General features: G+C 66.7%; 24 protein-coding genes. 7 read left to right on the top strand and 17 right to left on the bottom strand.

Annotation, left to right across the window (positions count from 1 at the left end; genetic code table 11):
- Window positions 1-93 precede the first annotated feature (93 nt).
- Both DGN21_RS03260 and ubiE read right to left on the bottom strand, forming a co-directional pair.
- Window positions 94-984 (bottom strand): GGDEF domain-containing protein, encoded by an 891-nt coding sequence (locus DGN21_RS03260; RefSeq protein ID WP_024940237.1) that lies wholly within the window; start codon window positions 982-984, stop codon window positions 94-96.
- Between the two features lie 217 nt (window positions 985-1,201).
- Window positions 1,202-1,963, bottom strand: a complete 762-nt coding sequence (ubiE, locus tag DGN21_RS03255; RefSeq protein WP_016903622.1) for a bifunctional demethylmenaquinone methyltransferase/2-methoxy-6-polyprenyl-1,4-benzoquinol methylase UbiE — start codon at window positions 1,961-1,963, stop codon at window positions 1,202-1,204.
- A gap of 87 nt (window positions 1,964-2,050) precedes the next feature.
- On the opposite strand from ubiE, the gene DGN21_RS03250 reads away from it, so the two are divergent.
- From DGN21_RS03250 to DGN21_RS03235, 4 genes are read left to right on the top strand one after another with little or no spacing between them, the layout of a single operon-like run.
- A complete protein-coding gene (locus tag DGN21_RS03250) occupies window positions 2,051-3,700 on the top strand; it encodes an MFS transporter (RefSeq protein WP_215825118.1) in 1,650 nt (549 codons plus the stop codon).
- Window positions 3,697-4,785, top strand: coding sequence for an HlyD family secretion protein (locus DGN21_RS03245; protein ID WP_104571068.1), 1,089 nt, complete (start codon window positions 3,697-3,699; stop codon window positions 4,783-4,785). Before DGN21_RS03250 ends, DGN21_RS03245 begins: the two co-directional genes overlap by 4 nt.
- Window positions 4,786-4,811: 26 nt before the next feature.
- Window positions 4,812-5,312 (top strand): GNAT family N-acetyltransferase, encoded by a 501-nt coding sequence (locus tag DGN21_RS03240; RefSeq protein ID WP_126965497.1) that lies wholly within the window; start codon window positions 4,812-4,814, stop codon window positions 5,310-5,312.
- Window positions 5,309-5,764: a nucleoside deaminase gene (locus tag DGN21_RS03235; protein WP_016903626.1), complete on the top strand. Its 456-nt coding sequence runs from the start codon at window positions 5,309-5,311 to the stop codon at window positions 5,762-5,764. Before DGN21_RS03240 ends, DGN21_RS03235 begins: the two co-directional genes overlap by 4 nt.
- Before the next feature lie 332 nt (window positions 5,765-6,096).
- On the opposite strand, the gene hslU is transcribed toward DGN21_RS03235, so the two are convergent.
- The 8 genes from hslU to DGN21_RS03195 form a co-directional block, all read right to left on the bottom strand.
- A complete protein-coding gene (hslU, locus tag DGN21_RS03230) occupies window positions 6,097-7,464 on the bottom strand; it encodes an ATP-dependent protease ATPase subunit HslU (protein ID WP_024940232.1) in 1,368 nt (455 codons plus the stop codon).
- 100 nt (window positions 7,465-7,564) lie between these two features.
- Window positions 7,565-8,116: an ATP-dependent protease subunit HslV gene (gene hslV, locus DGN21_RS03225; RefSeq protein WP_005997221.1), complete on the bottom strand. Its 552-nt coding sequence runs from the start codon at window positions 8,114-8,116 to the stop codon at window positions 7,565-7,567.
- Window positions 8,117-8,562: 446 nt separating this feature from the next.
- The gene (xerC, locus tag DGN21_RS03220; protein WP_126965498.1) at window positions 8,563-9,450 is read right to left on the bottom strand and encodes a tyrosine recombinase XerC; all 888 of its coding nucleotides are present in this window, start codon (window positions 9,448-9,450) and stop codon (window positions 8,563-8,565) included.
- A gap of 78 nt (window positions 9,451-9,528) precedes the next feature.
- Window positions 9,529-10,200 (bottom strand): DUF484 family protein, encoded by a 672-nt coding sequence (locus DGN21_RS03215; protein ID WP_160955229.1) that lies wholly within the window; start codon window positions 10,198-10,200, stop codon window positions 9,529-9,531.
- Window positions 10,200-11,051 (bottom strand): diaminopimelate epimerase, encoded by an 852-nt coding sequence (dapF, locus tag DGN21_RS03210; protein WP_126965500.1) that lies wholly within the window; start codon window positions 11,049-11,051, stop codon window positions 10,200-10,202. The genes DGN21_RS03215 and dapF overlap by 1 nt, the downstream gene beginning before the upstream one ends.
- Window positions 11,041-11,295: a lipoprotein gene (locus DGN21_RS03205; protein ID WP_126965501.1), complete on the bottom strand. Its 255-nt coding sequence runs from the start codon at window positions 11,293-11,295 to the stop codon at window positions 11,041-11,043. The genes dapF and DGN21_RS03205 overlap by 11 nt, the downstream gene beginning before the upstream one ends.
- A gap of 38 nt (window positions 11,296-11,333) precedes the next feature.
- Complete coding sequence (locus DGN21_RS03200; protein WP_126965502.1) at window positions 11,334-11,732, bottom strand: YbaN family protein; 399 nt, start codon at window positions 11,730-11,732, stop codon at window positions 11,334-11,336.
- Between the two features lie 162 nt (window positions 11,733-11,894).
- Complete coding sequence (locus DGN21_RS03195) at window positions 11,895-14,009, bottom strand: S9 family peptidase (protein ID WP_160955228.1); 2,115 nt, start codon at window positions 14,007-14,009, stop codon at window positions 11,895-11,897.
- 109 nt (window positions 14,010-14,118) lie between these two features.
- Here DGN21_RS03195 and DGN21_RS03190 point away from each other — a divergent pair, with 109 nt between their 5' ends.
- On the top strand, window positions 14,119-15,303 hold the full coding sequence (locus DGN21_RS03190; RefSeq protein WP_126965503.1) for a pyridoxal phosphate-dependent aminotransferase: 1,185 nt from the start codon (window positions 14,119-14,121) through the stop codon (window positions 15,301-15,303).
- A gap of 357 nt (window positions 15,304-15,660) precedes the next feature.
- Here the strand turns inward: DGN21_RS03190 and DGN21_RS03185 are convergent, their stop codons facing one another.
- The gene (locus DGN21_RS03185) at window positions 15,661-17,754 is read right to left on the bottom strand and encodes a prolyl oligopeptidase family serine peptidase (protein ID WP_126965504.1); all 2,094 of its coding nucleotides are present in this window, start codon (window positions 17,752-17,754) and stop codon (window positions 15,661-15,663) included.
- Between the two features lie 67 nt (window positions 17,755-17,821).
- Window positions 17,822-18,133 (bottom strand): hypothetical protein, encoded by a 312-nt coding sequence (locus DGN21_RS03180; protein WP_102254872.1) that lies wholly within the window; start codon window positions 18,131-18,133, stop codon window positions 17,822-17,824.
- A gap of 288 nt (window positions 18,134-18,421) precedes the next feature.
- Here DGN21_RS03180 and DGN21_RS03175 point away from each other — a divergent pair, with 288 nt between their 5' ends.
- Complete coding sequence (locus DGN21_RS03175) at window positions 18,422-18,991, top strand: lipocalin family protein (RefSeq protein ID WP_016903639.1); 570 nt, start codon at window positions 18,422-18,424, stop codon at window positions 18,989-18,991.
- Window positions 18,992-19,276: 285 nt separating this feature from the next.
- Here DGN21_RS03175 and DGN21_RS03170 read toward each other — a convergent pair whose 3' ends face one another.
- Window positions 19,277-20,242, bottom strand: a complete 966-nt coding sequence (locus tag DGN21_RS03170) for a YafY family protein (RefSeq protein WP_102252855.1) — start codon at window positions 20,240-20,242, stop codon at window positions 19,277-19,279.
- Window positions 20,243-20,526: 284 nt separating this feature from the next.
- Between DGN21_RS03170 and DGN21_RS03165 the strand changes: the two genes are divergently transcribed.
- Entirely contained in the window at window positions 20,527-21,327 is an 801-nt protein-coding gene (locus DGN21_RS03165; protein WP_024940220.1) for a DUF481 domain-containing protein, read from the top strand.
- 775 nt (window positions 21,328-22,102) lie between these two features.
- Here the strand turns inward: DGN21_RS03165 and hemC are convergent.
- The 4 genes from hemC to DGN21_RS03145 form a co-directional block, all read right to left on the bottom strand.
- The gene (hemC, locus tag DGN21_RS03160) at window positions 22,103-23,017 is read right to left on the bottom strand and encodes a hydroxymethylbilane synthase (protein WP_065032133.1); all 915 of its coding nucleotides are present in this window, start codon (window positions 23,015-23,017) and stop codon (window positions 22,103-22,105) included.
- 112 nt (window positions 23,018-23,129) lie between these two features.
- Window positions 23,130-23,861 carry a LytTR family DNA-binding domain-containing protein gene (locus tag DGN21_RS03155; protein ID WP_016903806.1) on the bottom strand — a complete coding sequence of 244 codons (732 nt, stop codon included), beginning with the start codon at window positions 23,859-23,861 and terminating at the stop codon, window positions 23,130-23,132.
- 32 nt (window positions 23,862-23,893) lie between these two features.
- A complete protein-coding gene (locus tag DGN21_RS03150; RefSeq protein WP_024937790.1) occupies window positions 23,894-24,946 on the bottom strand; it encodes a sensor histidine kinase in 1,053 nt (350 codons plus the stop codon).
- Window positions 24,947-24,950: 4 nt separating this feature from the next.
- Window positions 24,951-25,616, bottom strand: a complete 666-nt coding sequence (locus DGN21_RS03145) for an alpha/beta hydrolase (protein WP_126965505.1) — start codon at window positions 25,614-25,616, stop codon at window positions 24,951-24,953.
- Window positions 25,617-25,678 lie beyond the last annotated feature (62 nt).

Raw genomic sequence — 25,678 nt, 5'->3', positions numbered from 1 at the left:
TTACGCAGCAACCGCGTTAATGGCGTAACTCAGGCTACCCGTGCCTAGCGCGCACCCGCCTGCGACCCGGCCGCCAGGTGATTGCCGGATCGCCTAGACCACCGGATGGCTGCGCGGGCTGTCATGCCCGTCGCGTACCAGACGCCGGCCGCCGGAAAACTTGGCGCGATACATCGCCGCATCGGCGCGGCGATACAGCTCGGTGGCATCCAGGCCACGCTCGCACACCGCGCTGCCGGCGCTCACATGCAGCGGCGCCTCGTCGGCATCCTCGCGTTCGAGCATCGACAGCCATTGATTGAGCTTGAGCGTGGCGTCGTCCTCGCTGGCATGCACGCCGATCAGGAATTCGTCGCCGCCCCAGCGCCCGATCCAGTCCTGCGCGCCCAGCCAGCCGTAGGCCGATTCCACCAGCCGCACCAGCACGCGATCGCCGGCCAGATGGCCGAAGCGGTCGTTGATCGGCTTGAGGTTGTCCATGTCCAGCACGAACAGCACGAACGGCCAGCCTTCGCGCTGCGCGGCGGTGACCGAATCGCGCATCGCCTGCTCGCAGCCGCGCCGGTTCAAGGCCTCGGTCAGCGGGTCGAACAAGGCGTGCTTCTTCAGATCGCGCATGCCGGCATCGATGCCGCGCAGGCTGCGATTGATGCCACGCAGCAACCGCCCCAGTTCGTCGTCGCCATGTTCGGGCAGGCTGGGCAGACGTTGATCGGCGTAATACGCATCCAGTGCGTCGGCGGCGATGCGCAGCGGTGCGAGCAGGCGATACAGGGCCGACAGGGTCGCCGCGGTGCCAGCCAGCGTGGCCAGCAGCGCCACGATCACCACCGACCACAGCGGGCGCCCGCTCAACTCGCTTTGCGCGGCCAGCCAGGCGATCAACAACAGCAACGGCAGGTGGATGCCGACAAAGGTCACCGCCAGCAGCTTGGCGCTGAAGGAGCGGGGAAACACGCGCGACAACCCTGCGTACAAGCGCATCCACGTCTCCGGCAAAAGAGCGCCTAGTGTCGCCGACCGTCAGTGGAGCCAACGCGACGGGAGTCTCAAAAGTTTGTCGGCAAACGCACCTGCGCACAGTGCAATCGTGCGGCAAGCGAACACGAGCATGACCTGCTCGTGCGATGCCCGATGCGCGATGTCCGGCGCATGCTGCGCGCCGGACCGGACGCTCAGATCACGCTGGGTCGGATCCGGGTCAGATCTTGTAGCCGGAGTGGATCGCCACGATGCCGCCGGTCAGGTTCTTGTAGTGGCAACGCGCAAATCCGGCCTCGCCCATCATGCCTTTGAGCGATTCCTGCGGCGGGTGCTTGCGGATGCTTTCTGCCAGGTACTGGTAGCTGTCGGCGTCGCGCGCGAACAGCTGGCCCAGCCTGGGCAGGATCTTGAACGAGTGGAAGTCGTAGATCGGCTTGAACCAGTCGGCGGTGACTTCGGAAAACTCCAGCACGCGCGCCTGCCCGCCCACCTTCAACACGCGGTACATCTCGCGCAGCGCGGCGTCCTTGTCGGTGACATTGCGCAGGCCGAAGGAAATGGTCACCAGATCGAAGCTCTGATCCGGGAACGGCAGCGCCTCGGCATTGCATTGCACGTAATCGAAGCCGGCCACCAGGCCGCGGTTGGTGAGCCGGTCGCGGCCTACCGACAGCATGCCGGCGTTGATGTCGCCCAGCACCACCGCGCCCTCGTTGCCGACGCGCTCCTTGAGCAGCACGGCGATGTCGCCGGTACCGCCGGCCAGGTCCAGCACACGGTCGCCCGGCTTCACCTGCGCGGTCGCCACGAAGTAGCGTTTCCATGCGCGGTGCACGCCCAGACTCATCAGATCGTTCATCAGGTCGTAGTTGCGCGCGACCGAGGTGAACACTTCGCCGACCAGCTTCTGCTTGTCCTTGGCAGCGACGTCGCGGAAGCCGAAATGGGTGGTACCGGAGGTATAGGGGGATTCGCTCATGGGCGGATTATCGCACTGCTGACGCCGCCATGACCGCAACCGGACCACAATCGCTGCCTTCCCTGCGACCGGCCCTGCGAGCCCTGCGTGCACGACAAGTACGTCCAGCGCGACTGGCAGCCCCACGAGAAGCCCACCCTGCCCGGGTCGGCCTCCACCCCCCTGCACTCTACCCGGCGCCGCATCCAGTACGGGCTGGTGGGCGTGGTGGTGGCGCTGACCGGCGGGCTGAGCAATGCGCTGGTCACCGCCAACCTGACCTATCTGCAGGGCACGCTGGGCGCCTACGCCACCGAAATGGCCTGGCTGCCGGCCGCCTACGTGATGACCAACATGTCGGCCAACCTGCTGCTGGTGAAGTTCCGCCAGCAGTTCGGGCTGCGGCGCTTCACCGAGATCTTCCTGGCGCTGTATGCGGTCATCGCCTTCGCGCATCTGTTCGTGCACAGCCTGAGCTCGGCGATCACCGTGCGTGCCGCGCACGGATTGGTGGGCGCCGCGCTCAGCTCGCTGGGGCTGTATTACGTGATCCAGGCGTTCCCGGCCAAATACCGGCTCAAGGCGGTGGTGACCGGGCTGGGGGTGACCCAGCTGGCGCTGCCATTGGCGCGGGTGTTCTCCACCGATCTGCTGGAATTTGCACAGTGGCAGGGCCTGTACCTATTCGAACTGGGCCTGGCGGTGTTCGCGCTGGCCTGCGTGCTGGCGCTCAAGCTGCCGCCCAGCGACCGCTATCGCGTATTCGAGCCGCTGGATTTCCTCACCTTCAGCCTGTTCGCGGCCGGTTCGGCCGGGCTGGCGGCGGTGCTGTCGCTGGGGCGGCTGCTGTGGTGGACCAGCACACCGTGGCTGGGCGTGGTGCTGGCGGCCTCCATCGTGCTGCTGTGCACGGCGGCGTGGATCGAGCACAACCGCCGCAACCCGATGATCAACACGCGCTGGCTGGCCAGCGGCGACATGCTGCGGCTGGGCCTGGCAATCCTGCTGATCCGGCTGGTGCTGTCCGAGCAGAGCACCGGCGCGATCGGCTTCTTCCAGACCCTGGGACTGGCCAACACGCAGCTGCAGACCCTGTTCGCGCTGATGTTGCTGGGCGCAGTGGTCGGCGTTGCCGCCAGCGCGTGGCTGATCAATCCGGCGCGGGTGGCCGAACATCTGATCATTGCGGTGGCGGCGATCTGCATCGGCTGTTTCATGGATGCCGATGCCACCAGCCTCACCCGCCCGGAGCAGATGTACGTCAGCCAGTTCCTGCTCGCGTTTGGCAGCACCTTTTTCATCGGCCCGGCAATGGTGGCCGGGCTGGGCCGGGTCATCGCGCAGCCGGGCCACCTGATCAGCTTCATCGTGCTGTTCGGCATGGCACAGAACATGGGCGGCCTGCTCGGCGGCGCGCTGCTCGGCACCGTGCAGGTCGTGCGCGAGAAATACCATTCCAGCCAGCTGGTCGAACATCTGGCATTGACCGACCCGCAAGTAGCCGCGCGCGTGCAGGCCTATGCCGCGCTGTACGGCCGCAGCATCGGCGACCCGGCCCTGCGCCAGGCCCAGGGCGTGCGCGCCCTGGGCAGCGTGGCCACGCGCGAAGCCAATGTGCTCGCCTATAACGACGTGTTCCTGTTGATCGGCTGCATCGCCATCGCCACCGGGCTATGGATCCTGTCCGTGCTGGTGTGGCGGCGTTATCTGCGCCCATCCGCTGCGTCCCCCTCTCCTGCTTCCACCGCGCGCCCATGAATACACCTGCAGCTTCAACCTCTCCTGCCGATCTGCAACGTCGCAGGCGGCGCCGCATCGGTGGCGTGATCGGCTTCGGCGGGCTTGCGCTCATCGGCGTATTGCTGGTGCTGTATGCATGGCGCCTGCCGCCGTTCGTCAGCGCCGTCGAGCGCACCGAAAACGCGATGGTGCATGGCCAGATCACGGTGATCGCGCCGCAGGTCAGCGGCTATGTCACCGAGGTGCCGGTGCAGGACTTCGCCCACGTCAAACACGGTCAGTTGCTGGCCAGGATCGACGACCGCATCTATGCCCAGCAGCTCGAACAGGCCAGGGCGCAGCTGCAGACCGCCCAGGCCAACCTGTCCAACTGGGACCAGCAGCGGCATAGCGCCGATGCCACCATCGCCGAACAACGCGCCGCACTGAGCAGCAATCAGGCCCAGCGCGACCGCACCCGCTCGGCGTATGCGCGCGCGCAGCAGCTGGCCGAGCAGAAACTGGTATCCGAACAGGATCGCGACACCGCCTTCGCCGCACGTGCGCAGGCCGATGCCGGCGTGGCGCAGGCGCGCGCGGCCGTGCAGGCCGCCGAGGAGAACGCACGCAGCGTCACCGTCAATCGCGCCGCCCTGGAAGCGGCGGTGGCCAATGCGCAAGCGGCCGTGCAACTGGCGCAGATCAATCTGGACAACACGCGCATCCTGGCCCCGCGCGATGGCCAGCTCGGCCAGCTCGGCGTGCGCCAGGGCGCCTACGTCACCAATGGCACGCAGCTGATGTCGCTGGTGCCGGACACGTTGTGGATCGTGGCCAATTTCAAGGAAACCCAGATGGCCAAGATCCGCATCGGGCAACGCGCCAGCTTCACCGTGGATGCGTTGGACAATGCGCGTCTGCACGGCCGTGTGCAGGAAATCTCTCCGGCCGCCGGCTCGGAATTCAGCGTATTGCCGGCCGACAACGCCACCGGCAACTTCGTCAAGATCGCCCAGCGCATTCCGCTGCGCATCAGCGTCGATCCGGACCAGGCGCTGGCACCGCGGCTACGCCCGGGCATGTCGGTGGTGGTGGCGATCGACACCGACAGCGCGGTCGACTGACGCGACACAGCCGCTATCATGCGGTGATGTCGTCCCTGTCCCCACCCTCGCTGCACTGGCAATGCCTGCGCTTCGACCAACTGAGCACCACGCAGTTGTACGCGCTGCTGCGGCTGCGCTCGGATGTGTTCGTGGTGGAGCAGCAGTGCGCGTATCCGGAGCTGGATGGCAAGGACAGCCTGCCGGGTGTGCTGCATCTGCTCGGTAGCACCGACGACGGTGCGTTGGCCGCCTATCTGCGCGTGCTACCGCCCGGTGTGAGTTACCCCGAGCCGAGCATCGGCCGGGTAGTGATTGCCGCCACGCAGCGCGGCCACGGCTTCGCACACGCATTACTGCAGGAAGGCTTGCGGCTGGTGCACCGGCAGTGGCCCGCCAGCGCCGTGCAACTCGGTGCGCAGGCGCACCTGCAGGCGTTCTACGCCGCACACGGTTTCACGCCCTCGTCCGCACCGTATCTGGAAGACGGCATTCCCCACATCGACATGCTGCGTCGCGCCGACGCCGCCACCCAGGAGCCTGCATGATCACCACCCCCGACTACCGCGCACTGCTCGACACCGCCATTGCCGAAGCCCGCCAGGGCCTGGCCGAAGGCGGCATCCCGATCGGCGCGGCGCTGTACCACAACGACGGACGTCTGCTCGGTTGCGGCCACAACCGCCGCGTGCAGGAAAACGATCCCTCCGTGCATGGGGAAACCGATGCCTTCCGCAAGGCCGGCCGGCAGCGTCGCTACAAGGACACCATCATGGTCACCACGCTGGCGCCGTGCTGGTACTGCAGCGGGCTGGTGCGCCAGTTCAATATCGGCACCGTGGTGGTCGGCGAGTCGGTCACCTTCCAGGGCGGCGTATCCTGGCTGCGCGAGCACGGCGTCACTGTCATCGACCTGCAGAGCCAGGAATGCATCGACCTGCTGGGCGGCTATATCTCGGCCAACCCCGACGTGTGGAACGAGGATATCGGCGAGGACTGAGCGGTTTGGGTGCAGCGGTTTGACTGCAGCGGTTTGGGTGCAGAGCGCTTGATCTGCGGCTTGGCTGCGAGGCCCTTGCCCGCCCACCATCGCAGGACACGCCGCAAGTACGTCCATGTAGGCTCTTACGCGGCATCCATGCCGCGTAAGGTCCCGCGACGGTGGGCGGGCAAGGACCAAGTCGAGATGGTCGGTGTGCTTGCTTAAGAGCAGCAAGGGCAGTGCGTGATGCGCGCCGTGACCCTGATGCGCCGGCTCGAAGTCCGACGCACGTTCGGCAAACAGTTTTTCACGCGGCCACCGACCAACTCTCTAGTGCGGTGCCCTCGCCGTCAGAGGATATAGCGGCTCAGGTCCGGGTCCTGCACCAGTTCGCCGAGCTGCGCATCGACGTAGGCCGCATCGACCGTGACGCTCTGGCCGTCGCGGTCCGGCGCCTCATAACTCAGCACATCGAGCAGACGCTCCAGCACCGTGTGCAGGCGGCGCGCGCCGATGTTTTCCTGCCGCTCGTTGACCTGCGCGGCGATCTCGGCCAGGCGCTCCACCGCATCGGCGCCAAAGGTCAGGCGCACGCCCTCGGTCTGCAGCAGGGCTTCGTACTGCTTGATCAACGCCGCCTTGGGCTCGGTGAGGATGCGCACGAAATCGGCCTTGGTCAGCGCGGTCAATTCGACACGGATCGGGAAACGGCCCTGCAATTCGGGAATCAGATCGCTTGGCTTGGCCAGATGGAACGCGCCGGAGGCGATGAACAGGATATGGTCGGTCTTGACCGTGCCGTACTTGGTCGACACGTTGGAACCTTCCACCAGCGGCAGCAGATCGCGCTGCACGCCCTCGCGACTGACATCGCCGCCGTTGGAGCCGGCTTCGCCACGCTTGGCGACCTTGTCGATTTCATCGATGAACACGATGCCGTGCTGCTCGCAGGCTTCGATCGCCGCCGCACGCACGTCGTCTTCGTTGACCAGCTTGCCGGCTTCTTCTTCGATCAGCAGCGGGCGCGCGGCCTTGATGGTGAGCTTGCGCTTCTGCGACTTGCCGCTGCCCAGGTTGGAAAACATCTGCCGCAGCTGCTGGCCCATTTCCTCCATACCCGGCGGGGTCATGATGTCCATGCTGGCGTTGACCGCCACTTCCAGCTCGATCTCGCGCTCGTCCAGCTCGCCGCTGCGCAGCATGCGGCGGAACTTGATGCGGGTGTCGTTGTCTTGCGCCGAGGGCTCGTTGCGCGCCGCTTCCGGATCGAACCCGATCCCGGCCGCACGGCGCGGCAGCAGCGCATCCAGGAGGCGGTCTTCGGCGCGTTCTTCGGCCTGGTTGCGCACGCGCACCTTGGCCTGTTCGCGATACAGCTTGACCGAGGTGTCGGCCAGGTCGCGAATGATCTGTTCCACATCCTTGCCGACATAGCCGACCTCGGTAAAGCGCGTGGCTTCCACCTTGACGAAGGGCGCATTGGCCAAGGTGGCCAGACGCCGCGCGATCTCGGTCTTGCCGACGCCGGTCGGGCCGATCATCAGGATATTCTTGGGCATCACCTCGTTGCGCAGCTCTTCGGGCAGCTGCATGCGGCGCCAGCGATTACGCAGCGCGATGGCAACCGCACGCTTGGCATCGTGCTGGCCAACGATATGACGATCGAGCTCCTGCACGATTTCGCGCGGAGTCATGGTTGAGGTATCGGAATTTGGCATTGGGGATTGGGGATTCGTAAAAGCGGAGTAGGAACGATCGATGCGTGTCCGGGCGCAGGGAAAGGAGTGCTTTTGCGAATCCCCAATCCCAAATCCCGATTCACAGCTCTTCGACCACCACATTGCGATTGGTATAAATGCAGATATCGCCGGCGATGTTGATCGCCTCGGTGGCGATGGTCTTGGCATCGAGCTCGGTGTGCGCCAGCAGCGCGCGGGCAGCCGACAGGGCGTACGAACCGCCCGAACCGATGGCGATGATGCCGTCTTCCGGTTCGATCACATCGCCGGTCCCGCTGATGATCAGCGAGGTTTCCTTATCGGCGACCGCAAGCAGCGCCTCGAGCTTGCCCAGGCGGCGCTCGGTGCGCCAATCCTTGGCCAGCTCCACGGCGGCACGGGTCAGTTGCCCATGCTTGTCGAGCTTGGCTTCGAACAGCTCGAACAGGGTGAACGCATCGGCGGCGGCACCGGCAAAACCGGCCAGCACCTGACCCTCGCGGCCGAGCCGACGCACCTTGCGCGCATTGCCCTTCATGACGGTGTGGCCGAGGGTGACCTGGCCATCGCCGGCAACGGCGACATGCCCACCACGCCGAACCGAGATGATGGTGGTGGCGTGAACGATGTTGGGGTTCTGGCTGGGGTCCATGGGTCCTCCGGGGGTTTCCAATGAGGTGGGGACGCCCCTGCCGGGTTCAAGCATGCTGCGCGCATGCGGCGCGGGCGACTGATGCAGCGCGCTCAGACGGCAGACAGCATGCGTGTGCGCTACCGGTACGCAGGCATCGAGCAGCCGCACACGAGAACGATTGGGAGCGTGGTGTGCGCTTCGGGATGAACCGGGTGATCGTCGCCGGCGCGGAGACGCTGCTGCGCAAACCTGTCACCGCAGTACGCGGCCGTCATATGCGCATCACTGCAACAAACGCTCCGGCCCGAGTAACCACGCAGGCCCGCGCATGGATGCGCGTACAGGCGCCGATGCCTGCGCTCTTGCCCCTCTCCCAATGCGATAGGGGCTCAAGAGCGGCGATTCGCACGCGGCGGTACTTCAGAGAAGTGGTTAACCGCCAAGCGCAACACACGCCGCGCCACTCACTCAGCAGCTTTCTTGCGCCTGGCGCGCGGATGCGCAGCGTCGTAGACCTTGGCCAGATGCTGGAAATCCAGATGCGTATAGATCTGCGTGGTGGCGATATCCGAATGGCCGAGCAATTCCTGCACGCCGCGCAGGTCGCCGGAGGATTCGAGGATGTGGCTGGCAAAGCTGTGCCGCAGCATATGCGGATGCACGTCCTTGAACATGCCCTGGCGCACTGCCAGTTGCTTGATGCGGATCTGCACTGCGCGCTGCGAAATCGCACCGCCGGCGCGGCCGGGGAATACATGCGTGTCGGCACGCCCGCCGCTGTCGCGCAGCCAGTCGCGCAGCGCGCCGATCGCATGCGAGCCTACCGGCACCAGGCGCTGCTTGCCGCCCTTGCCGAGCACCATCACCAAGCCGCTGTCCAGATCCAGGTCGCGCCAGCGCAGCGCGCAGAGCTCGCTCAGGCGCAGCCCGGATGAATAGAACAGCTCCAGCAAGGCGCGATCGCGCAGGCCCAGCGGCGCGTCGGTGGGCACCTCGACCAGACGCACCGCTTCATCGGCATCGAGCACCTGCGGCAATTTGCGTGGCGCCTTGGGTGCACGCATTGCCGCCGCCGGACTTGCGGCAATGCGGCCATGCTTGAGCAACCAGGCGTAGTAACTGCGGCATGCCGACAGACGACGCTGCAGGCTCTTGGGCGACAACCCGCGCCGGTGCTCGGCCGCAACGAACTGCCGCAACTGTGCGCTATCGAGCTGCGCCACATCGTCGATGGCCTGTTCGCCGGCCCAGCCCACCAACGCGGCAAGATCGCGCTGGTAGGCATCCAGCGTATGCGCCGACACCTGCCGCTCGACCTGCAGGTATCCCAGGAAGTCGTCGACCGACGCCACCTCAGATTCCTCGCTGCCGCACCATCGGCGCGGCCATCCAGCGCAGGCTGCACGCATCGGCGCACCCTGCACGGCGCATCATGTGTCGAAGCGCTGCAAGGCCACGCCCAGGGACTCGCCCATCATGCGCAGGAACAAGGTGCCCATGCCGGGATAGAAACGGTTGGCGTCGCTGCTGCCGACCGCAATCAGGCCGATGCCGGGCAACGGCAGCAGCGCAGTGGATTGCACGTTGGCAGCCTGGTCGGCGTACAGCAGCGCGTGTTTTTCCGCCTGCAGGCGGCCGCAGATCGGCTCGCCGTCGCTCAGGCAATCGCGGAACGGTGCAAGCCGTGCATCGTCGGCGGCGATGACCTGCAGCCAGTCGGCCTCCAGGCCGGTGACCGGCTTGAGCAACACCAGCCGCACCAGTTCGCCATTGAAATCTTCCGCCAGCGAGGCGGCCATCGCCTTGAGCGTGTCGGCCGCGCTGGTCTGGCGCATCAGCGCCAGGGTCAGTTGATGCGTGCGTACCGCCAGGCGCTCGTTGTCCTGCGCATTGTGGCCAAGCTCGTGCAGGCGCCGCGACAGCTCGCGGTTCTTGTCGCGCAGCACTTCCAGCTGATAGGTGGCCAGCGAGGCGGTGGGGCCGTCGTCGCGCGGCACCAGCAGACTCACCGCCAGATCCGGGAACTGCTTGAGGAAGGTCGGGTGGCGCCGCAACCAGGTTGCCACTTCGTGCGCGCTGAATTTGTCCGTGTTCTCGCTCATCAGTTCCACTCTCCATCGAAGACGAACACGGCCGGGCCTGACATCACGACCTCCTGTTGTTCGCCGGCCCAACGGATGCGCAGCTCGCCGCCGGGCAAGGACACCTGCACGTCGCGCTCGACACGGCCACGCTGCATCAGCACCACCGCCGCTGCGCAGGCACCGCTGCCGCAGGCCAGGGTTTCGCCGACGCCGCGTTCGAACACACGCAGGCGCACATGCGTCGGGTCGACCACCTGCACAAAGCCGACGTTGACCGAATCGGGGAACGCGGCGTTCTGCTGCAACAGGCCGCCGACGCGTTCCACCGGCGCCGCCTCCACCCGCCCCACTTCCACCACGGCATGCGGGTTGCCCATCGACACCGCGCCAAAGCGCACGGTTTCGCCATGCACCGGCAGCGCGTATTCCTCGCGCGCATGCGCAAAGCCGGCCAGCGGGATCTGCGTGGGCTCGAACTGCGGCACGCCCATCGCCACCGCATAGGTGCCGGCGTCCAGACGCTGCACGCGGTGGGAGGTGAACGGGCTATCGATGACGAAGTCATCGCCCTGCGCGGTGCCGTCGCGCACCAGCCAGGCCGCCACACAGCGCGCGCCGTTGCCGCATTGGCGCGCGGCCGAGCCGTCGGAATTCCAGATGCCGTACGCGGCCACCGCCTCGCTGCTGCGCGGGGGTTCGATGGTCAGGATCTGGTCGCAGCCCACCCCGAAATGGCGGTCGGCCAGACGTGCGGCCAGCGCCGCATCCGGCGGCGGCGTGCCGTCGCGCAGGTCCAGCAGCACGAAATCGTTGCCGGCGCCATGCATTTTGGTGAAACGCAGACGCCCGCTGCGGCCGTCAGCGCTCATTGCCGCTGCTAGCGGGCTGGTCGGTGGTGGGCGCGGGCTGCGTATCGGTGTTCACCGGCGCAGGCGCAGGCGAGGACTCATTCAGCGGTTGCGGCGCATCCGGCGGCTGCAGCACCGGCTGGGCTTCCACCGGCACCGGCTTCTGCGGCATCACCAGCGGGCCCTTGTTGCCGCAGGCGGCAAGCAGGACAAAGGTCGCACCAACCAGTGCGAGACGAACAGACGGTCGGGACATGAGGCTCATGGCCGAAGTATAGCCAGAACACCCTGACTGCCGTGCGCTCAATGCGCAGCGGGCAGCGCGCGCGGTGGCGGCTCGGGGCGCAGCCACAGCCAGATCGCCACCACCGCCATGCTGCCGATCGACAGGCATTTGACCCAGAACACCGGCACGCACCACAGCATGACGCCGGCGCAGACGGTCATGGTGAGCGTGGCCATCCACTTGGCCTTGCGGCTGACCGCGCGATAGGTCTGCCACTCGACGATCGCCGGGCCGAAGCGTGGGTGCGAGAGCAGCCAGTTGTGCAGGCGCTCGGAGCCGTGCGAGGCGGCCCAGGCGGAAATCAGGATGAACACGGTCGTCGGCAGGCCGGGCACGAAGATACCGACGATGCCGGTCGCCAGGCTGGCATAGGCCAGCAACCACCAGGCCCAGCGGAATCGAGTCGGTCGCGTCATGGGTAAATGATACGGCCAGCGGGCGCCGAGATGGTCCGGGCATCCCCTTCTCGCACCGGGAGAAGGGGCCCGAACGGCGGATGGGGGACGTCGGCACGCAGGGCTGGAAGAGTCCCGTCCTTACCAATCCCCAATCCCGACTCCCCAATCCCCGCCCCTCAACTACTTGACCCCGAGCTGATCCAGCACAAACGCATAGGACTCGGCGAGTTCGCGGTAACGGCGGAAGCGGCCGGACTTGCCGCCGTGACCGGCCTCCATGTTGGTGCGGAACACGATCGGCTGGGTACCGGTGTTGTCGTCGCGCAGCTTGGCCACCCACTTGGCCGGCTCCCAGTACTGCACCTGCGAATCCCACAGACCGGTGCCGACGAACAGGGCCGGGTAGGCCTGCCTGGTCACGTTGTCGTACGGGGAGTAAGACAGCATGTAATCGTAATAGGCCTTCTTTTCCGGGTTGCCCCACTCGTCGTATTCGTTGGTGGTGAGCGGGATGCTGGCATCGAGCATGGTGGTGACCACGTCGACGAACGGCACCTGCGCGACCATCACGCGATAGTCCTGCGGGGCCATGTTGGCCACCGCACCCATCAGCAACCCACCGGCGCTGCCGCCGGAAGCGGCGACGCGGTCCTTGGCGGCATAGCCCTGTTCCACCAGGCCGCGGGTGACGTCGATGAAGTCGGTGAAGGTGTTCTTCTTGTGCAGCAGCTTGCCGTCGTCGTACCACTGGCGGCCCATTTCCTGGCCGCCGCGGATGTGCGCGATGGCATACACCACGCCACGGTCCAGCAGGCTGATCGCCGGCAGATTGAAGGCCGGGTCCATCGACATGCCGTAGCTGCCGTAGGCGTACTGGAACAACGCCGCAGTGCCGTCCTTCTTGAAGCCGCGCTTGTACACCAGCGACACCGGCACCTTGACGCCATCGCGCGCAGTTACCCAGACGCGCTCGGTGACGTACTTGCCGGCGTCGTAACCGATCACCGGCTGCTGCTTGAGCAGCTTGCGCTCGCCGGTCCGCGTATTGAGTTCGTAGGTGGTCGCCGGCGTGGTCAGCGAGGTGTAGCTGTAGCGCAACCACTCGGTGTCCGGCTCGGAATTGACCGCCAGGCCCATCGAATACGCAGGCTCGTCCGCCTTGACGTACTCATGACTGCCATCACCCTTGAGCAGGCGTACGCGTTCCAGCCCGCCGGAGCGCTCTTCGATCGCGGTAAACCCGTCGAACAGCTCGAAGTTTTCGATATAGACCTTGTCATCGTGCGCCACCCAGTCGGTCCACTGCTTGCGCGTGGTCGCATCGGTGGGTGCGGTCACCAGCTTGAAATTCTTGGCGCCATCGGCATTGGTGCGGATCACCCAACGGCCATCGAAATGCTCGGGGTGATATTCGACATCGCGCTCGCGCTTGGCCAGCAGGGTGAACCGCTCGGGATTGTCGGCCGGCGCATAACGCGTCTCCGACGACACCGTGCTTTCCACGCCGATGGTGATGTACTTGTCGTCGCGGGTACGGCCGATGCCCATGTAAAAGCTGTCGTCCTTCTCCTCGTAGACCAGCACGTCGTCCTTGGAGGGCGTGCCCAGCACGTGTTTCTTCACCCGCACGGTGAGCAGCGTTTCCGGATCGTTTTCGACATAGAACAGGGTCTTGTTGTCGTCGGCCCAGACCACGTTGGCCGACACGCCTTCCACCGTATCGGGGTAGATCTCGCCGGTGTCCAGATTCTTGAAACGGATCGTGTACTGGCGACGGCCCACCGCATCGTCGGCCCAGGCCAGGACGCGATTGTCCTGGCTGACTTCCGCATCGCCGACGCTGAAGTAGCCCTTGCCCTGCGCCATCTGGTTGACGTCGAGCAGGATCTGTTCCGGCGCGTCCATGCTGCCCTTGCGGCGCGCCTGGATCGGGTAGTCCTTGCCGACCTCGAAGCGCGTGTAATACCAGTAGCCACGCTCGCGATACGGCACGCTGGCGTCGTCCTGCTTGATGCGCCCGACGATCTCGGTATACAGGGTGTCTTCCAGCGGCTTGAGCGGCGCCATCACCGTGTCGGTGTAGGCGTTCTCGGCGTTGAGGTAGGCCAGCATCGCCTTGTCCTCGCGCTTGTCGTCGCGCAGCCAGTAGTAGTCGTCGCTGCGGGTGGCGCCGAACGGGGCCTTGACCACATGCGGACGCTTGGCCACGTCCGGTGGCGGCGGGAGAGCTGCGAAGGCGGAAGGAACAGATGTGGTCATCAGGCTGGCGATCAGAAGGGCGAGGACAGGCTTCATCAGATTGGGGTCCGTTGGATGAACGCAATGCCATCCCAGCACCCGAGTGTGGAAGAGCCCGGCCGGGAGCGTCATGTGCCCGAGGTCATGCTGCTCTATCCTCTTCGGTATGGACTCCCTACATTCGCATGCCCCCCGCTACAGCCGCCGCAGCCAGGACATCGCGCCGTTTCATGTGATGGCGCTATTGGCGCGCGCCAATGCGCTGGAACAGGCCGGCCACGATGTGATCCACCTGGAGATCGGCGAACCGGATTTCACCACCGCCGCACCGATCGTCGCGGCCGGACAGGCCGCACTGGCGGCCGGACACACCCGCTACACCGCCGCCCGCGGCCTGCCCGCGCTGCGCGCCGCCATCGCCGGGTTTTACGCGCAGCGGTACGGCTGCGTTATCGATCCGGAACGCATCCTGGTCACTCCTGGCGGCTCCGGCGCATTGCTGCTGGCCAGCAGCCTGTTGGTCGACCCGGACAAACACTGGCTGCTCGCCGACCCCGGCTATCCCTGCAACCGGCATTTCCTGCGCCTGGTCGAAGGCGCCGCGCAACTGGTGCCGGTCGGCGCAGACACCGATTACCAGCTGACGCCAGGCCTGATCGACGCCTGCTGGGACGCCGACAGTGTCGGCGCACTGGTCGCCTCGCCGGCAAATCCCACCGGCAGCGTGCTGTCGCGCGCGCAACTGGCCGGCTTGTCGCAGGCGCTGCATGCACGCGGCGGCCACCTGGTGGTGGACGAGATCTACCACGGTCTGACCTACGGCATGGATGCGCACAGCGTGCTGGAAGTGGACGACAGCGCCTTCGTGCTGAACAGTTTTTCCAAGTACTTCGGCATGACCGGCTGGCGCCTGGGTTGGCTGGTCGCTCCGCCCGCAGCGGTGCCGGAGCTGGAGAAACTCGCGCAGAATCTTTACATCAGCGCCTCCACGATCGCCCAGCACGCCGCGCTGGCCTGCTTCACGCCCGACAGCATCGCCATCTTCGAAGCCCGCCGCGCCGAGTTCCAGCAACGCCGCGACTATCTGCTGCCCGCGCTGCGTGCACTGGGCTTGAACATCGCCGTCGAACCGCAGGGTGCGTTCTACCTGTATGCCGATATCAGCGCATTTTCGGACGATGCCCAGGCCTTCTGCGCGCATTTCCTGGAAACCGAGCATGTCGCCTTCACCCCCGGTATCGACTTCGGCCACCACCGCGCCAACCAGCACGTCCGCATCGCCTATACGCAAAGCCTGCCGCGCCTCGAGCAGGCGGTGGAGCGGATTGCGCGTGGTTTGCAACGTCTTTGATCGAACCAGCGCCAGTGCGCACGGCGCCTCTCGTCGAACAGCGCCTGGACGTGGACGCAGGTTCACTGCATCGATGTAAACAGCCGTGACTGCTGTTTGCCGCGGCTTTTGCATTGCTGTTTGTGGGCTTGCCTCGCCCTGAAGCGAACCAAGCGCCGCAGCCACGCGTGGCTGCAAGGGCACCCTGCTGGGCGTAGCCCGTGGCGTGCGCGCGTACCCTCATCCACCCTTCGGGCACCTTCTGCCGATGGGAGACGGAACCAATAAAAAAGCCCTGGACCATTCGGCCCAGGGCTTTCTTCAACGCAGCACCTGATCAAGACAACTCGAACTACGGAGTTGCCTTGAGTCGACAACTCAATCCGCCAGCCGCTCCCACAGGAAGCTGTAGGCCAGCGCCGCCATGTGTGCGGCCTGTGCGTTGTTGGCCGCGCCGCCGTGGCCGCCTTCGATGTTCTCGTAATAGGTCACGTCCTTGCCGGCCTCGATCATCTTGGCGGCCATCTTGCGCGCGTGGCCCGGATGTACGCGGTCGTCGCGCGTGGAGGTCAGGAAGATCACCGGCGGATAGGTCTTCTTCGGGTCGAACAGGTGATACGGCGAGAAGGTCTGGATGAACTTCCAGTCGTCGGTATCCGGGTTGCCGTACTCGGCCATCCACGAGGCACCGGCCAGCAGATGGCTGTAGCGCTTCATGTCCAGCAGCGGCACCTGCACCACCACCGCGCCGAACAGCTCCGGATACTGGGTCAGCATGTTGCCGGTCATCAGCCCGCCATTGCTGCCGCCCTGCACGCCCAGATGCCTGGTCGAGGTGATCTTGCGCGCCACCAGGTCCTTGGCCACCGCAGCCATGTCTTCATAGGCCTTGTGGCGGTTCTGCTTGAGCGCGGCCTGGTGCCAGCGCGGACCGTATTCGCCACCGCCGCGGATGTTGGCCACCACGTAGACGCCACCCTTCTCCAGCCAGGCACGGCCCAGTCCGCCGGAATAATTGGGCGTCATCGAAATCTCGAAACCGCCGTAGCCGTACAGCAGGGTCGGCGCGCTGCCATCGAGCTTCAACGCCTTGGGACGCACCAGGAAATACGGCACGCGGGTACCGTCCTTGCTGGTGGCAAAGTGCTGCTCGATACTGTCCTTGCCGGCATCGAAGAACGCCGGCATGGCCTTGAGCGGCTGCGGCGCGGTGCCCACCTCCACCCACGACAAGGTGGTCGGGGTCAGGTAGTCGGTAACGGTCAACCACAGCGCGTCGCTGTCGTCGCTGTCCACCGCGCTGACGTCGACGGTGCCGAACGCCGGCGCACCGACGAAGGCGCTCTTCTTCCAACCATCCTGCCCAGGCGTGATCACGCTCAGGCGGTTCTTGACGTCTTCCAGCACGTTCAACACCAGGTGCGAACGCGTCCAGGCGATACCTGCCAGCGAGGTGCTGTCGGTGGGCTCGAACAGCACATCGAAGCTGCGCTTGCCGGCCATGAAGTCGTCAAAGCGCGTCGCCAGCAGCGAGCCGGCCTTGTAGGTCTTGCCGGCCACGGTCCAGGGTTCGCGCAGTTCCAGGGTCAACCATTGCCGCTTGACCGACTTGCTGGCCGAGTTGGGCGCATCCACCTTGACCAGCTTGCCGTCGGCGCCCTTGAGATACAGCTCCTCGTTGTAGAAGGCCAGCGTGCGGCTGACGAAATCGCGCTCGAATCCGGGCGTGTCGTCGTGCATCGCGGCGATGTACATGTCGGTCGGCTTGCCCTCGTACACCACCGTGGCGGCGCTGAGCGGAGTGCCGCGCTTCCACTGCTTGGCGATGCGCGGATAGCCGGAGCTGGTCATCGTGCCGGCACCGAAATCGGTGAACACGTAGACGGTGTCCTGGTCGATCCAGCCCAGCCCGCCCTTGGATTCGGGACGGAAGAAGCCGTCCTTGACCCACTGCTTGTCGGCCAGATCGAACTCGCGGGTGACATCGGCATCGGCGCCGCCGCGCGACAGCGCGATCAGGCAGCGCTGGTAATCCGGGCGCAGGCAGTCGGCGCCGTGCCAGACCCAGTTCTCGCCTTCGGCCTTGTTCAGCGCATCCAGGTCCAGCACCGTTTCCCACTTGGGCGCCGGCTTGCGGTATTCGTCCAGCGTGGTGCGCCGCCACAGGCCGCGCTCGTGCTGCTTGTCCTTCCAGAAGTTGTAGTAGTACTCGCCGATCTTCTGCACGCCGGGAATCTTCGCGTCCGAATCCAGCACTTCGCGGATGCTGGTCTCCATCTGCTTGAAGGCCGGCGTGGCCGCCAGGCGCGCCTCGGTCTTGGCGTTCTGGGCCTTGACCCAGTCCAGCGACTTGGCGCCGGAAACATCTTCCAGCCAGGCGTAGGGATCGTTGGACACGGCGGTTTCCTCTGCAGAGACGGCGCCAGCGGTGATCAGACCGGCAACCAGGCAGATCGAGGCGAGTTTGGACATGAATGTTTCCGGGAGAACGAACGCCGGGAACGTAGCATAGCCCTCCGCCGCCCGACCCTGCCGAAGGTCAGGCCGCGCGCGCCTGTGTTGCCGCGCGCGAAGCGCCACGTCGGCGTTGCGCCTGCGGCCCGCGCCGACGTGGCGCACCGCGCCGCGCACCTGGCCGCACCAGGGCCGGCAATGCGAACCGGTGCAGGCTCCACCAGGCCAGCATCGGCATGCCGACCAGCCACAGCGGCAGCCAGCCGATCCACTCGCTGTGGCCGCGCGCGGCTGGCCACACCAGCACCAGGGCCAGGCCGGCCAGGGCGATCTGCCGGACCGGGCGCAGCACGCGCGGGTCGGGACGTTCGGAACGACGGGAAGGACGAATCGACATGGCGGCACTCCGTGGCAGGAAGGATCAGGACAGGCCGGCAGGATTGCCTGCGCCCATCTCACCGACTGCGACCTGGCGGCGAAAACCGGAGAGACCGCCTTGCCGGGTGCCGGCGGCGCAGTTCGACAACCACCGCCAGGCCACCAACCGGGTCCGCTTCCGCACCCGGACCCGGGCGCCCGGTTACCGCGTCCGAGGCGGCCGCGTGCGCCAGACCCGACCGTTGACGCGAACTTGCCCCCTGCATGCGGTAGTGTGCTGCTCCAACTGCCCCTTTGTGATGTTGCGATGCGCCTGACCGTTACGATCGCCCTCGCTTTTCTGTTCGTCCTCGGCCTGCCCGTGGCATCCGCCAAGGACGCGCCTGCCAGCGAGCCGGCGGTCGATCTGTCCAAGATCATGGGCACCTGGTATGTGATCGCACGCATGCCCAACCCGGTCGAGCGCGGCCACGTCACCAGCCGCGACGAGTACACCCTGGTCGAAGACGGCAAGGTGGCGGTGCGCTATGTGTACCGCGAGGGCTTCGGCGAGCCGGAGAAAGAGGTCAACGCGCGCGCCTCGGTGGATGCCGAGAGCGGCAACCGCGACTGGCGGGTATGGTTCTACAAGGTCATCCCGGCCAAGCAGCGCATCCTGGAAATCGCACCGGACGGTTCGTGGATGCTGATCTCCTACCCCGGCCGCGACCTGGCCTGGATCTTCGCGCGCAAGCCGGACATGAGCCGCGACCAGTACCGCAAGCTGGTCGACAAGATGCGCGATGACTATTCCATCTACACCGACAAGCTCAAGCGCGTGCCGCAGCTGCGCGAGCAGGTGGACCGCCTGGGCTTTGAAGTGCCCAACAAGCGCTGACATTGGCGGGCCGGTCGGTTACCCGGCCGGCGTCGATTGTTCCAGGCGTCAGCCGACTGGATGCGCCGGTCGGGCAAACCAGGCGTGCGGCGTCGCGGCCGGCACCGATCTCCACTTCATGATGTGCCAGCCTCCTGGCGCGGTTTCCGGACGCAGCGCACAACACCGACGCGCGCAACCGGCGATGGCCATGTCAGCACGCCGTGGGGGCGCCGAATCAGCACCCTCACCGCGCGGGCACCTGTCGCATGACGACTCGCACCCCGCGCCACGGCCTGGCCATGCTCAGTCGTAATTGCTCAAGGCCAACGACAGCAGTGCCTTGGCCTGCTCGCGCAGCGAGACCGGCTCGACGATCTCCGCGTCCGAGCCGTAATGCAGCACGTCCATCAGCAGTTCGCGCGAGTTGCTGTACGGCACCCTGAGCTCGTAACGGCCATCGGCCAGAAAGCGGCCCTGCTGCTTGGAATGCCAGTGCTCGTCGGCGACCCAGCGCGCGGCCTTGGCACTGAACACGATGGTCGCCCAGCCCTTGGGCGCGCCGGAAAAAATGCCATAGCTGGCCGCCAGCTGCTCGTCCAGCTCGCTGTCGGGCACATCGCGCGGCACGCTCTCGAGCAGGCGTGCGTGATTGATGCGGTCCACCGCAAAGCTGCGCACGCCATCGCGGCCGTGGTCCCAGGCGTCCAGGTACCAGTTGTCGCGGTAGTGGGTGATGCGCTGCGGAGACACCGTGCGCTTGGTCGATTCGTCGGTGGAACGGGCGCGGTAGTCGAAGCTCAGCTGCTTGCGCTCCAGCACGCCGGAGGCCACGGTGCGGAAGCTGGCTTCGTCCAGCTTGCGGCCGCGGTGCGGAATCACCCGCACCCGGTCCACCGGCCATTGCGACACGCCGGCCTGGGCGGCCAGCAGCCCTTCGATGCGTTGCTGCAGCGGCGCCAGCATCGAGGACAACACCCCGCCACCGGTGCGCGCCAGCAGTTGCTGGGAGGCCAGCAGCGCATGCAGCTCTTCCGAACTCAGCCACAGGCCGGGCAGTTCGAAGCGGTCGCTTTCGCCGGAGAGATAGCGGAACCCCGATTCGCCGTCGCCTTCCACCGGCGCCATCAGCGCATCGCGCAGAAACGCCAGGTCGCGGTACACGGTTGCGCGGGAACAGCTGAGCTCATCCTGCAGCCGCGCCACCGTGACCGGGTAGCGTGCCGATTTGAGCAAGCGATGCAGGGAGTTGATGCGTTCGTAGCGGTCCATGCGTCGATTATGTCCGAGTCTTTGCGTGGCAGGGTGAGCGTCGCTGTACACCGGCAATCATGCCTGGATCGGCGCCGCCACTGCGCGCGGGCGGGCGGGCCGCGGGCCTGCAGCGCGCGAAGGCCGGGCCTGGTTGCGATGCGCCAGCCGCTGCCGTTGCGCAAGCCGACGCCCGAACCCCTTCTGAAGCGCGGCGTTCACTTACTCATGACGCAGCCGCTCAGTCCGTTATCATGAAATCGCTTCCACCCTCTTTCGCCCCTGTCCTCCAAAGCGAGCCGCCCATGTCCCGCCGTGCCCCGTTGTCTGCCCTGCTGCCGCTGTTGTTGATCACGCCCACCGTCTGGGCCCAGGCAGTCGCACCGGCCCCGGCGGACCCTGCCGCAGCCGTGATGCCGTCGCCGTGGGGCGGGAGCAGTGGCGAGCTCGGCTATGCCGCCGCCCACGGCAACAGCACCACCGACAGCCTCAATGGCCGGATCCGCCTGCGCTATACCGACGGTGACTGGATCCACAGCCTGGATGCCACCGCGCTGCGCTCCAGTTCCGAATACACCAACACCAACGACGACGGCAGCACCTCGCGCGAGCGCCAGACCACTGCTGAGCGTTACACCGGCAGCGCCGGCAGCGCGCTGCAGTTGGGCGAGCACCGCCAGCTCACCGCCACCGGCCGTTACGAACACGATGACTTTGCAACCTACGACCGCCTGGCCACCTTCGGTATCGGTTACGGCACGCGCCTGATCGATGCCGAGCGCTTCTACCTGGATGCGCAGATCGGCCCGGGTATCCGGCGCGCGCACAACAGCGACGAAGACCGCAACGAGACCGGGCTGATCGGGCGCGGGCTGTTCGACCTCAAGTACACCGTCACTGACAACACCGACCTGATCAACACGCTGCTGGTGGAATCGGGCGAATACAACACCTACGCGCAGAACGATTTCGGCGTGCAGGTCAGCATGAACTCGCACTTCGCGCTCAAGGCCGCCTGGCAGATGCGCCACAACAGCGAGGTCAGCGACGGCGACAAGAAGACCGACACCCTAACCACGGTCAACCTGGTCTATACGTTCAAGTAAACACCCGCGAGCGGTAGGAGCGGACCTGGCCGCGACAGGCTTTCCCGGTAAAGCCTCTCGCGGCCGGGGCCGCTCCTACGAAGAGCGCAGCTTGCCGGACAGACCCTGCGCGACGCGGCGGTCAATGGGCCCAGACATTCGACTACGCAACCGCGAGCGGTAGGAGCGGACCTGGCCGCGAGGGCGTTCCCGATAAAGCCTCTCGCGGCCGGGGCCGCTCCTACGAAGAGCGCAGCTTGCCGGACAGACCCTGCGCGACGCGGCAGTCAATGGGCCCAGACGTTCGACTACGCAACCGCAATCTGTAGGAGCGGACCTGGCCGCGAGGGCGTTCCCGGTAAAGCCTCTCGCGGCCGGGGCCGCTCCTACGAACAGCGCAGCTTGCCGGACAGACCCTGCGCGACGCGGCGGTCAATGGGCCCAGACACTCCACTACGCAACCGCAATCTGTAGGAGCGGCCCTGGCTGCGAAGGGCTTTCCCGGGAAAGCCTCTCGCGGCCGGGGCCGCTCCTACGAAGAGCGCAGCTTGCCGAAGAGGCCCCTGCGCGACGCGGTGGTCAATGGGCCCAGACATTCGACTACGCAACCGCGAGCGGTAGGAGCGGACCTGGCCGCGAGGGCGTTCCCGATAAAGCCTCTCGCGGCCGGGGCCGCTCCTACGAAGAGCGGGGGTTGCGTGCGGGCGGGCATTGCGTGCGTCGCGGCCAGGTCTGGAGGTTGCGCCTGGGCGCTGGCGTCGATACCGGTCGTGTTACCGGCTGACGCGACGGCGCGTTACAGCTCGGCCAGCAGTTGCGCGGCGCCCTTGTCGAACAGGCCTTGCGCGACCAGGCGGCCGAGGGCCTCGGTGTCGTCAGCGCTGCCGTGCGCCTCGGCGTGGATCAGGCGTCCATCGCTGGCGCTGCCCACCATGCCCTGCAGGAACAGGCCCTGCCCTTCCCAACGCGCGAATGCCGCCACCGGCACATGGCAGCTGCCGTGCAGCGCGCGATTCATCGCCCGCTCCGCTTCCACGCAGGCGCGCGTGCGGCCGGCGTCCAGCACTGCCAGCAGGCCATGGATACGCGCATCGTCGCCACGGCATTCCACCGCCACCGCGCCCTGGGCCGGTGCCGGCAGCCAGTCAGGGACGTCCAGACGCGCAGTGATGCGCGCATCCAGTCCCAGCCGCTGCAGGCCGGCGCAGGCCAGTACGATGGCGTCGTAACCGCCGTTATCGAGCCTAGCCAGGCGGGTGTTGACGTTGCCGCGCAGGTCGATCAATTCCAGATCCGGGCGGGCCGCGCGCAGCTGCGCCTGACGTCGCAAGGAGGAGGTACCCACGCGTGCGCCCAGCGGCAGCGCCTGCAGGTTGGCATAGAGATTGGACACCAATGCGTCGGCGGCATCGCCGCGCTCCATGATCGCCGGCAGCACGAAGGGCGCGTCCAGCTCCATCGGCACATCCTTGAGCGAATGCACCGCGCAATCGGCCTCGCCGCGCAGCATCGCCAGCTCCAGCTCCTTCAGGAACAGGCCCTTGCCGCCGATCGCGGCCAGCGAACGGTCCAGCACCTCGTCGCCGCGGGTGCTCATCGGCACCAGCGCGACCTCCAGGCCGGGGTGGTGCTGGCGCAGCGCGGCGGCGACGTGTTCGCTCTGCCAGAGGGCGAGCGGGCTCTTACGGGTAGCGATGCGGAGCGTGGTCATCGGGCCATTATCACGGACCGGGCGCGTAACTCCTACCTGGAGCGCACGCCGGCGCCCGCAGCACAGTGCCGCGACCGAGCAACGCACCTCAGCACACGTGACAGGTCACGCACTAACGCAATTGCTCGCGCAGGCTGGCCACGCAGCGGCGGCTCACTTCCAGCGGGTGCGGCACGTTGCGCAGCACTGCGTGCACCTGGCCATCGCCGCTGCGGCGCAGTTCCACCAGCTCGGCGCGCGCGACCAGGCAATTGCGGTGGATGCGCACCAGGCGGTCGGCGAATTCGTCTTCCAGCGATTTGAGCGACTCTTCGATCAGGTCCTCGCCGCGGGCGTGGTGGACGATGACGTACTTTTCCTCGGCCTGCAGGTAGCGGATGTCGCCGATGGCGATCAGCCGCAGGCTGCCGCGCAGGCGTGCGCATAGATGCGTGCGCAACGGCGGCGGCGTGGCGCTGGGGGCGCGCCCGGCCAGGAAGGTGGCCACCTTTTCCAGTGCGGCAGCCAGGCGTTCGGGGCGCACCGGTTTCATCAGGTAGTCCAGCGCGGCGGCATCGAAGGCCGACAATGCGTGCTGGTCATAGGCGGTGCAGAACACCACCGCCGGTTGCGGCTGGCTCTGGCGCAGCAGGCGCGCGGTTTCCAGGCCGTCGACGCCGGGCATGGCGATGTCCAGCAACACCAGGTCCGGATGCAGGTGATGGCACTGCTGCAGCACCTGCTGGCCGTTTTCGGCCTCGCCGATCACTTCGACATGCGGATGTTCGCCCAGCAGCAGGCGCAGGCGCTCGCGCGCCAGCGGCTCGTCATCGGCGATCAGCACCCGCACTTGCGTGGCCGTCATGGACATCCCCCTTCGCTGCAGCGACTCCCCCGTCACGACAGCGGCAATGTGATCTCACAGGCATAGTAGCCCTCGGCCCAGCTGGCCGCCATCCGTGCCCCGGCCCCGAACTGGAACGCCAGCCGGTGCGAGATGCTGGCCTGGGCATGCCCGGCCCCGGCCACCAGCGGCAACTGGGTGCCCGGCTGCGGGGCCGGATTGACGATACGGATCTGCAACTGGTTGCCGCGCTGGCGCAGCGACAGGTACAGCGTGCCGCCCTCGGGCATGCGCGAGACGCCGTGCAGCACGGCGTTTTCCACCAGCGGCTGCAGCACCAGGCGCGGCATCGGCAGCTCCCACGGCAACGGCTCCTGCCGGTGCCAGCGCACCTGCAGGCGCTCGCCCAGGCGCAGCGATTCGATCGCCAGGTAGCGTTCGGCCAGTTCGCATTCGGCACGCAGGCTGGACATGCCTTCGCCGGCACCGAGCGCGGCGCGGAACAGATCCGACAGGTCCAGCACCGCCTGCTCGGCTACCACCGGGTCGCGGCGCAGCAGGCTGGCGATGAGATTCATGCTGTTGAACAGGAAATGCGGACGGATGCGTGCCTGCAAGGCATCGGCCTGGGCACGCGCATTGGCCTGCACCTGCGCTTCCCAGCGGTCGCTGACGTAGAAGTAGCGCAATGCCAGCGCGGTGATCAGCACCACCGTCGCCGCGCTGCCCAGGGTGAAGCGCCAGAAGCCGACCAGGGGACCGAGCGGGGCCTGGTCGAGCGCCGCGTACAGGGCGTGCACGATTCCGGCGCCGAGCATCGCCACCACCGCGGCGATCGACAGCGCGGCCAGCCCGCCCACCCGTGGCGGCAGCCGCGACAACGCCGGCCGCAGGACGCATAGCAGCACGCTGACCGCCAGCGCCAGCCATAGCGCCAGGCCGCTGGCAGAGACAAAGCGCGACAGGGTGATACTGCGCGCCGCACCGGCGTCGGGCACCAGGGTCACCACCAGCACCACCAGTTCGGCCAGGCCCAGCATGGCGCCCAACCGCGGCAGCCGGCACAGGTCCGGCATCCAGGCGGTCTGGGGCGCGTGCTGGGCCATGGCCTCAGGCGGCGGTGAAGCGCGCCTGCATCCAGGTGCGCAAGGCTTCGATCTCTTCCAGGCAGACCTGGTGGCCCATCGGGTAGGTGTGCCAGTCCAGTTCGAAACCGAGCGTGCGCAGGGTCTGCATGCTGGCCTGGCCGGCACCGAACGGCACCACCGGATCGGCGGTGCCGTGTGCCATGAACACAGGTTGGCGGGCAGCGACCGGCTGCAGCTGGCTGGCGGCCGCCGCCGGCTCGGGCAGATAGGTGGACAGGGCGATCAACCCGGCCAGCGGTACGCTGCGCTGCAGTCCGACCGCCAGGGTCACCGCGCCGCCTTGCGAGAACCCGGCCAGCAACATGCGCTCGAGGGCGATGCCGCGGGATTGCTCATGGGCGATCAATGCCTCGACCTGGGCCACCGATTCGGCGATGCCGGCCTTGTCGGCGCGTGTGGCGAAATCCATGCCGACGATGTCGTACCAGCCGCGCATGCGCACGCCGTTGTTGATGGTGATCGGGCGGATCGGCGCATGCGGAAACACGAAGCGCAGCGCCGGCCAGTCCGGGCGCACCAGTTCCGGCACCATCGGGGCGAAGTCGCTGCCATCGGCGCCCAGGCCGTGCAGCCACAGCACGGTCCATTGCGGGTTCGTTCCGGTCTCGCGTTCGATCACTTCCAGCATTGTGCAGCTCCGCTTGCGGGCCGAGCATTATGCCTTGCGCCATCGGCCAGACCGATCACGGG

It is taken from the genome of Xanthomonas sp. MLO165 (assembly GCF_018831305.1).
In the GTDB taxonomy this organism is placed as follows: Bacteria; Pseudomonadota; Gammaproteobacteria; order Xanthomonadales; family Xanthomonadaceae; genus Xanthomonas; species Xanthomonas arboricola.
Note: the sequence above shows the minus strand (reverse complement) of the source record. Positions and strands in the feature narration are given on the sequence as shown.

Coding starts and splice junctions, on each gene's coding strand:
- DGN21_RS03260 (WP_024940237.1), bottom strand. CDS start 984: ATGCGCTTGTACGCAGGGTTGTCGCGCGTGTTTCCCCGCTCCTTCAGC.
- ubiE (WP_016903622.1), bottom strand. CDS start 1,963: ATGAGCGAATCCCCCTATACCTCCGGTACCACCCATTTCGGCTTCCGC.
- DGN21_RS03245 (WP_104571068.1), top strand. CDS start 3,697: ATGAATACACCTGCAGCTTCAACCTCTCCTGCCGATCTGCAACGTCGC.
- DGN21_RS03240 (WP_126965497.1), top strand. CDS start 4,812: ATGTCGTCCCTGTCCCCACCCTCGCTGCACTGGCAATGCCTGCGCTTC.
- DGN21_RS03235 (WP_016903626.1), top strand. CDS start 5,309: ATGATCACCACCCCCGACTACCGCGCACTGCTCGACACCGCCATTGCC.
- hslU (WP_024940232.1), bottom strand. CDS start 7,464: ATGCCAAATTCCGATACCTCAACCATGACTCCGCGCGAAATCGTGCAG.
- hslV (WP_005997221.1), bottom strand. CDS start 8,116: ATGGACCCCAGCCAGAACCCCAACATCGTTCACGCCACCACCATCATC.
- DGN21_RS03215 (WP_160955229.1), bottom strand. CDS start 10,200: ATGAGCGAGAACACGGACAAATTCAGCGCGCACGAAGTGGCAACCTGG.
- dapF (WP_126965500.1), bottom strand. CDS start 11,051: ATGAGCGCTGACGGCCGCAGCGGGCGTCTGCGTTTCACCAAAATGCAT.
- DGN21_RS03205 (WP_126965501.1), bottom strand. CDS start 11,295: ATGAGCCTCATGTCCCGACCGTCTGTTCGTCTCGCACTGGTTGGTGCG.
- DGN21_RS03200 (WP_126965502.1), bottom strand. CDS start 11,732: ATGACGCGACCGACTCGATTCCGCTGGGCCTGGTGGTTGCTGGCCTAT.
- DGN21_RS03195 (WP_160955228.1), bottom strand. CDS start 14,009: ATGAAGCCTGTCCTCGCCCTTCTGATCGCCAGCCTGATGACCACATCT.
- DGN21_RS03190 (WP_126965503.1), top strand. CDS start 14,119: ATGGACTCCCTACATTCGCATGCCCCCCGCTACAGCCGCCGCAGCCAG.
- DGN21_RS03185 (WP_126965504.1), bottom strand. CDS start 17,754: ATGTCCAAACTCGCCTCGATCTGCCTGGTTGCCGGTCTGATCACCGCT.
- DGN21_RS03180 (WP_102254872.1), bottom strand. CDS start 18,133: ATGTCGATTCGTCCTTCCCGTCGTTCCGAACGTCCCGACCCGCGCGTG.
- DGN21_RS03175 (WP_016903639.1), top strand. CDS start 18,422: ATGCGCCTGACCGTTACGATCGCCCTCGCTTTTCTGTTCGTCCTCGGC.
- DGN21_RS03170 (WP_102252855.1), bottom strand. CDS start 20,242: ATGGACCGCTACGAACGCATCAACTCCCTGCATCGCTTGCTCAAATCG.
- DGN21_RS03165 (WP_024940220.1), top strand. CDS start 20,527: ATGTCCCGCCGTGCCCCGTTGTCTGCCCTGCTGCCGCTGTTGTTGATC.
- hemC (WP_065032133.1), bottom strand. CDS start 23,017: ATGACCACGCTCCGCATCGCTACCCGTAAGAGCCCGCTCGCCCTCTGG.
- DGN21_RS03155 (WP_016903806.1), bottom strand. CDS start 23,861: ATGACGGCCACGCAAGTGCGGGTGCTGATCGCCGATGACGAGCCGCTG.
- DGN21_RS03150 (WP_024937790.1), bottom strand. CDS start 24,946: ATGGCCCAGCACGCGCCCCAGACCGCCTGGATGCCGGACCTGTGCCGG.
- DGN21_RS03145 (WP_126965505.1), bottom strand. CDS start 25,616: ATGCTGGAAGTGATCGAACGCGAGACCGGAACGAACCCGCAATGGACC.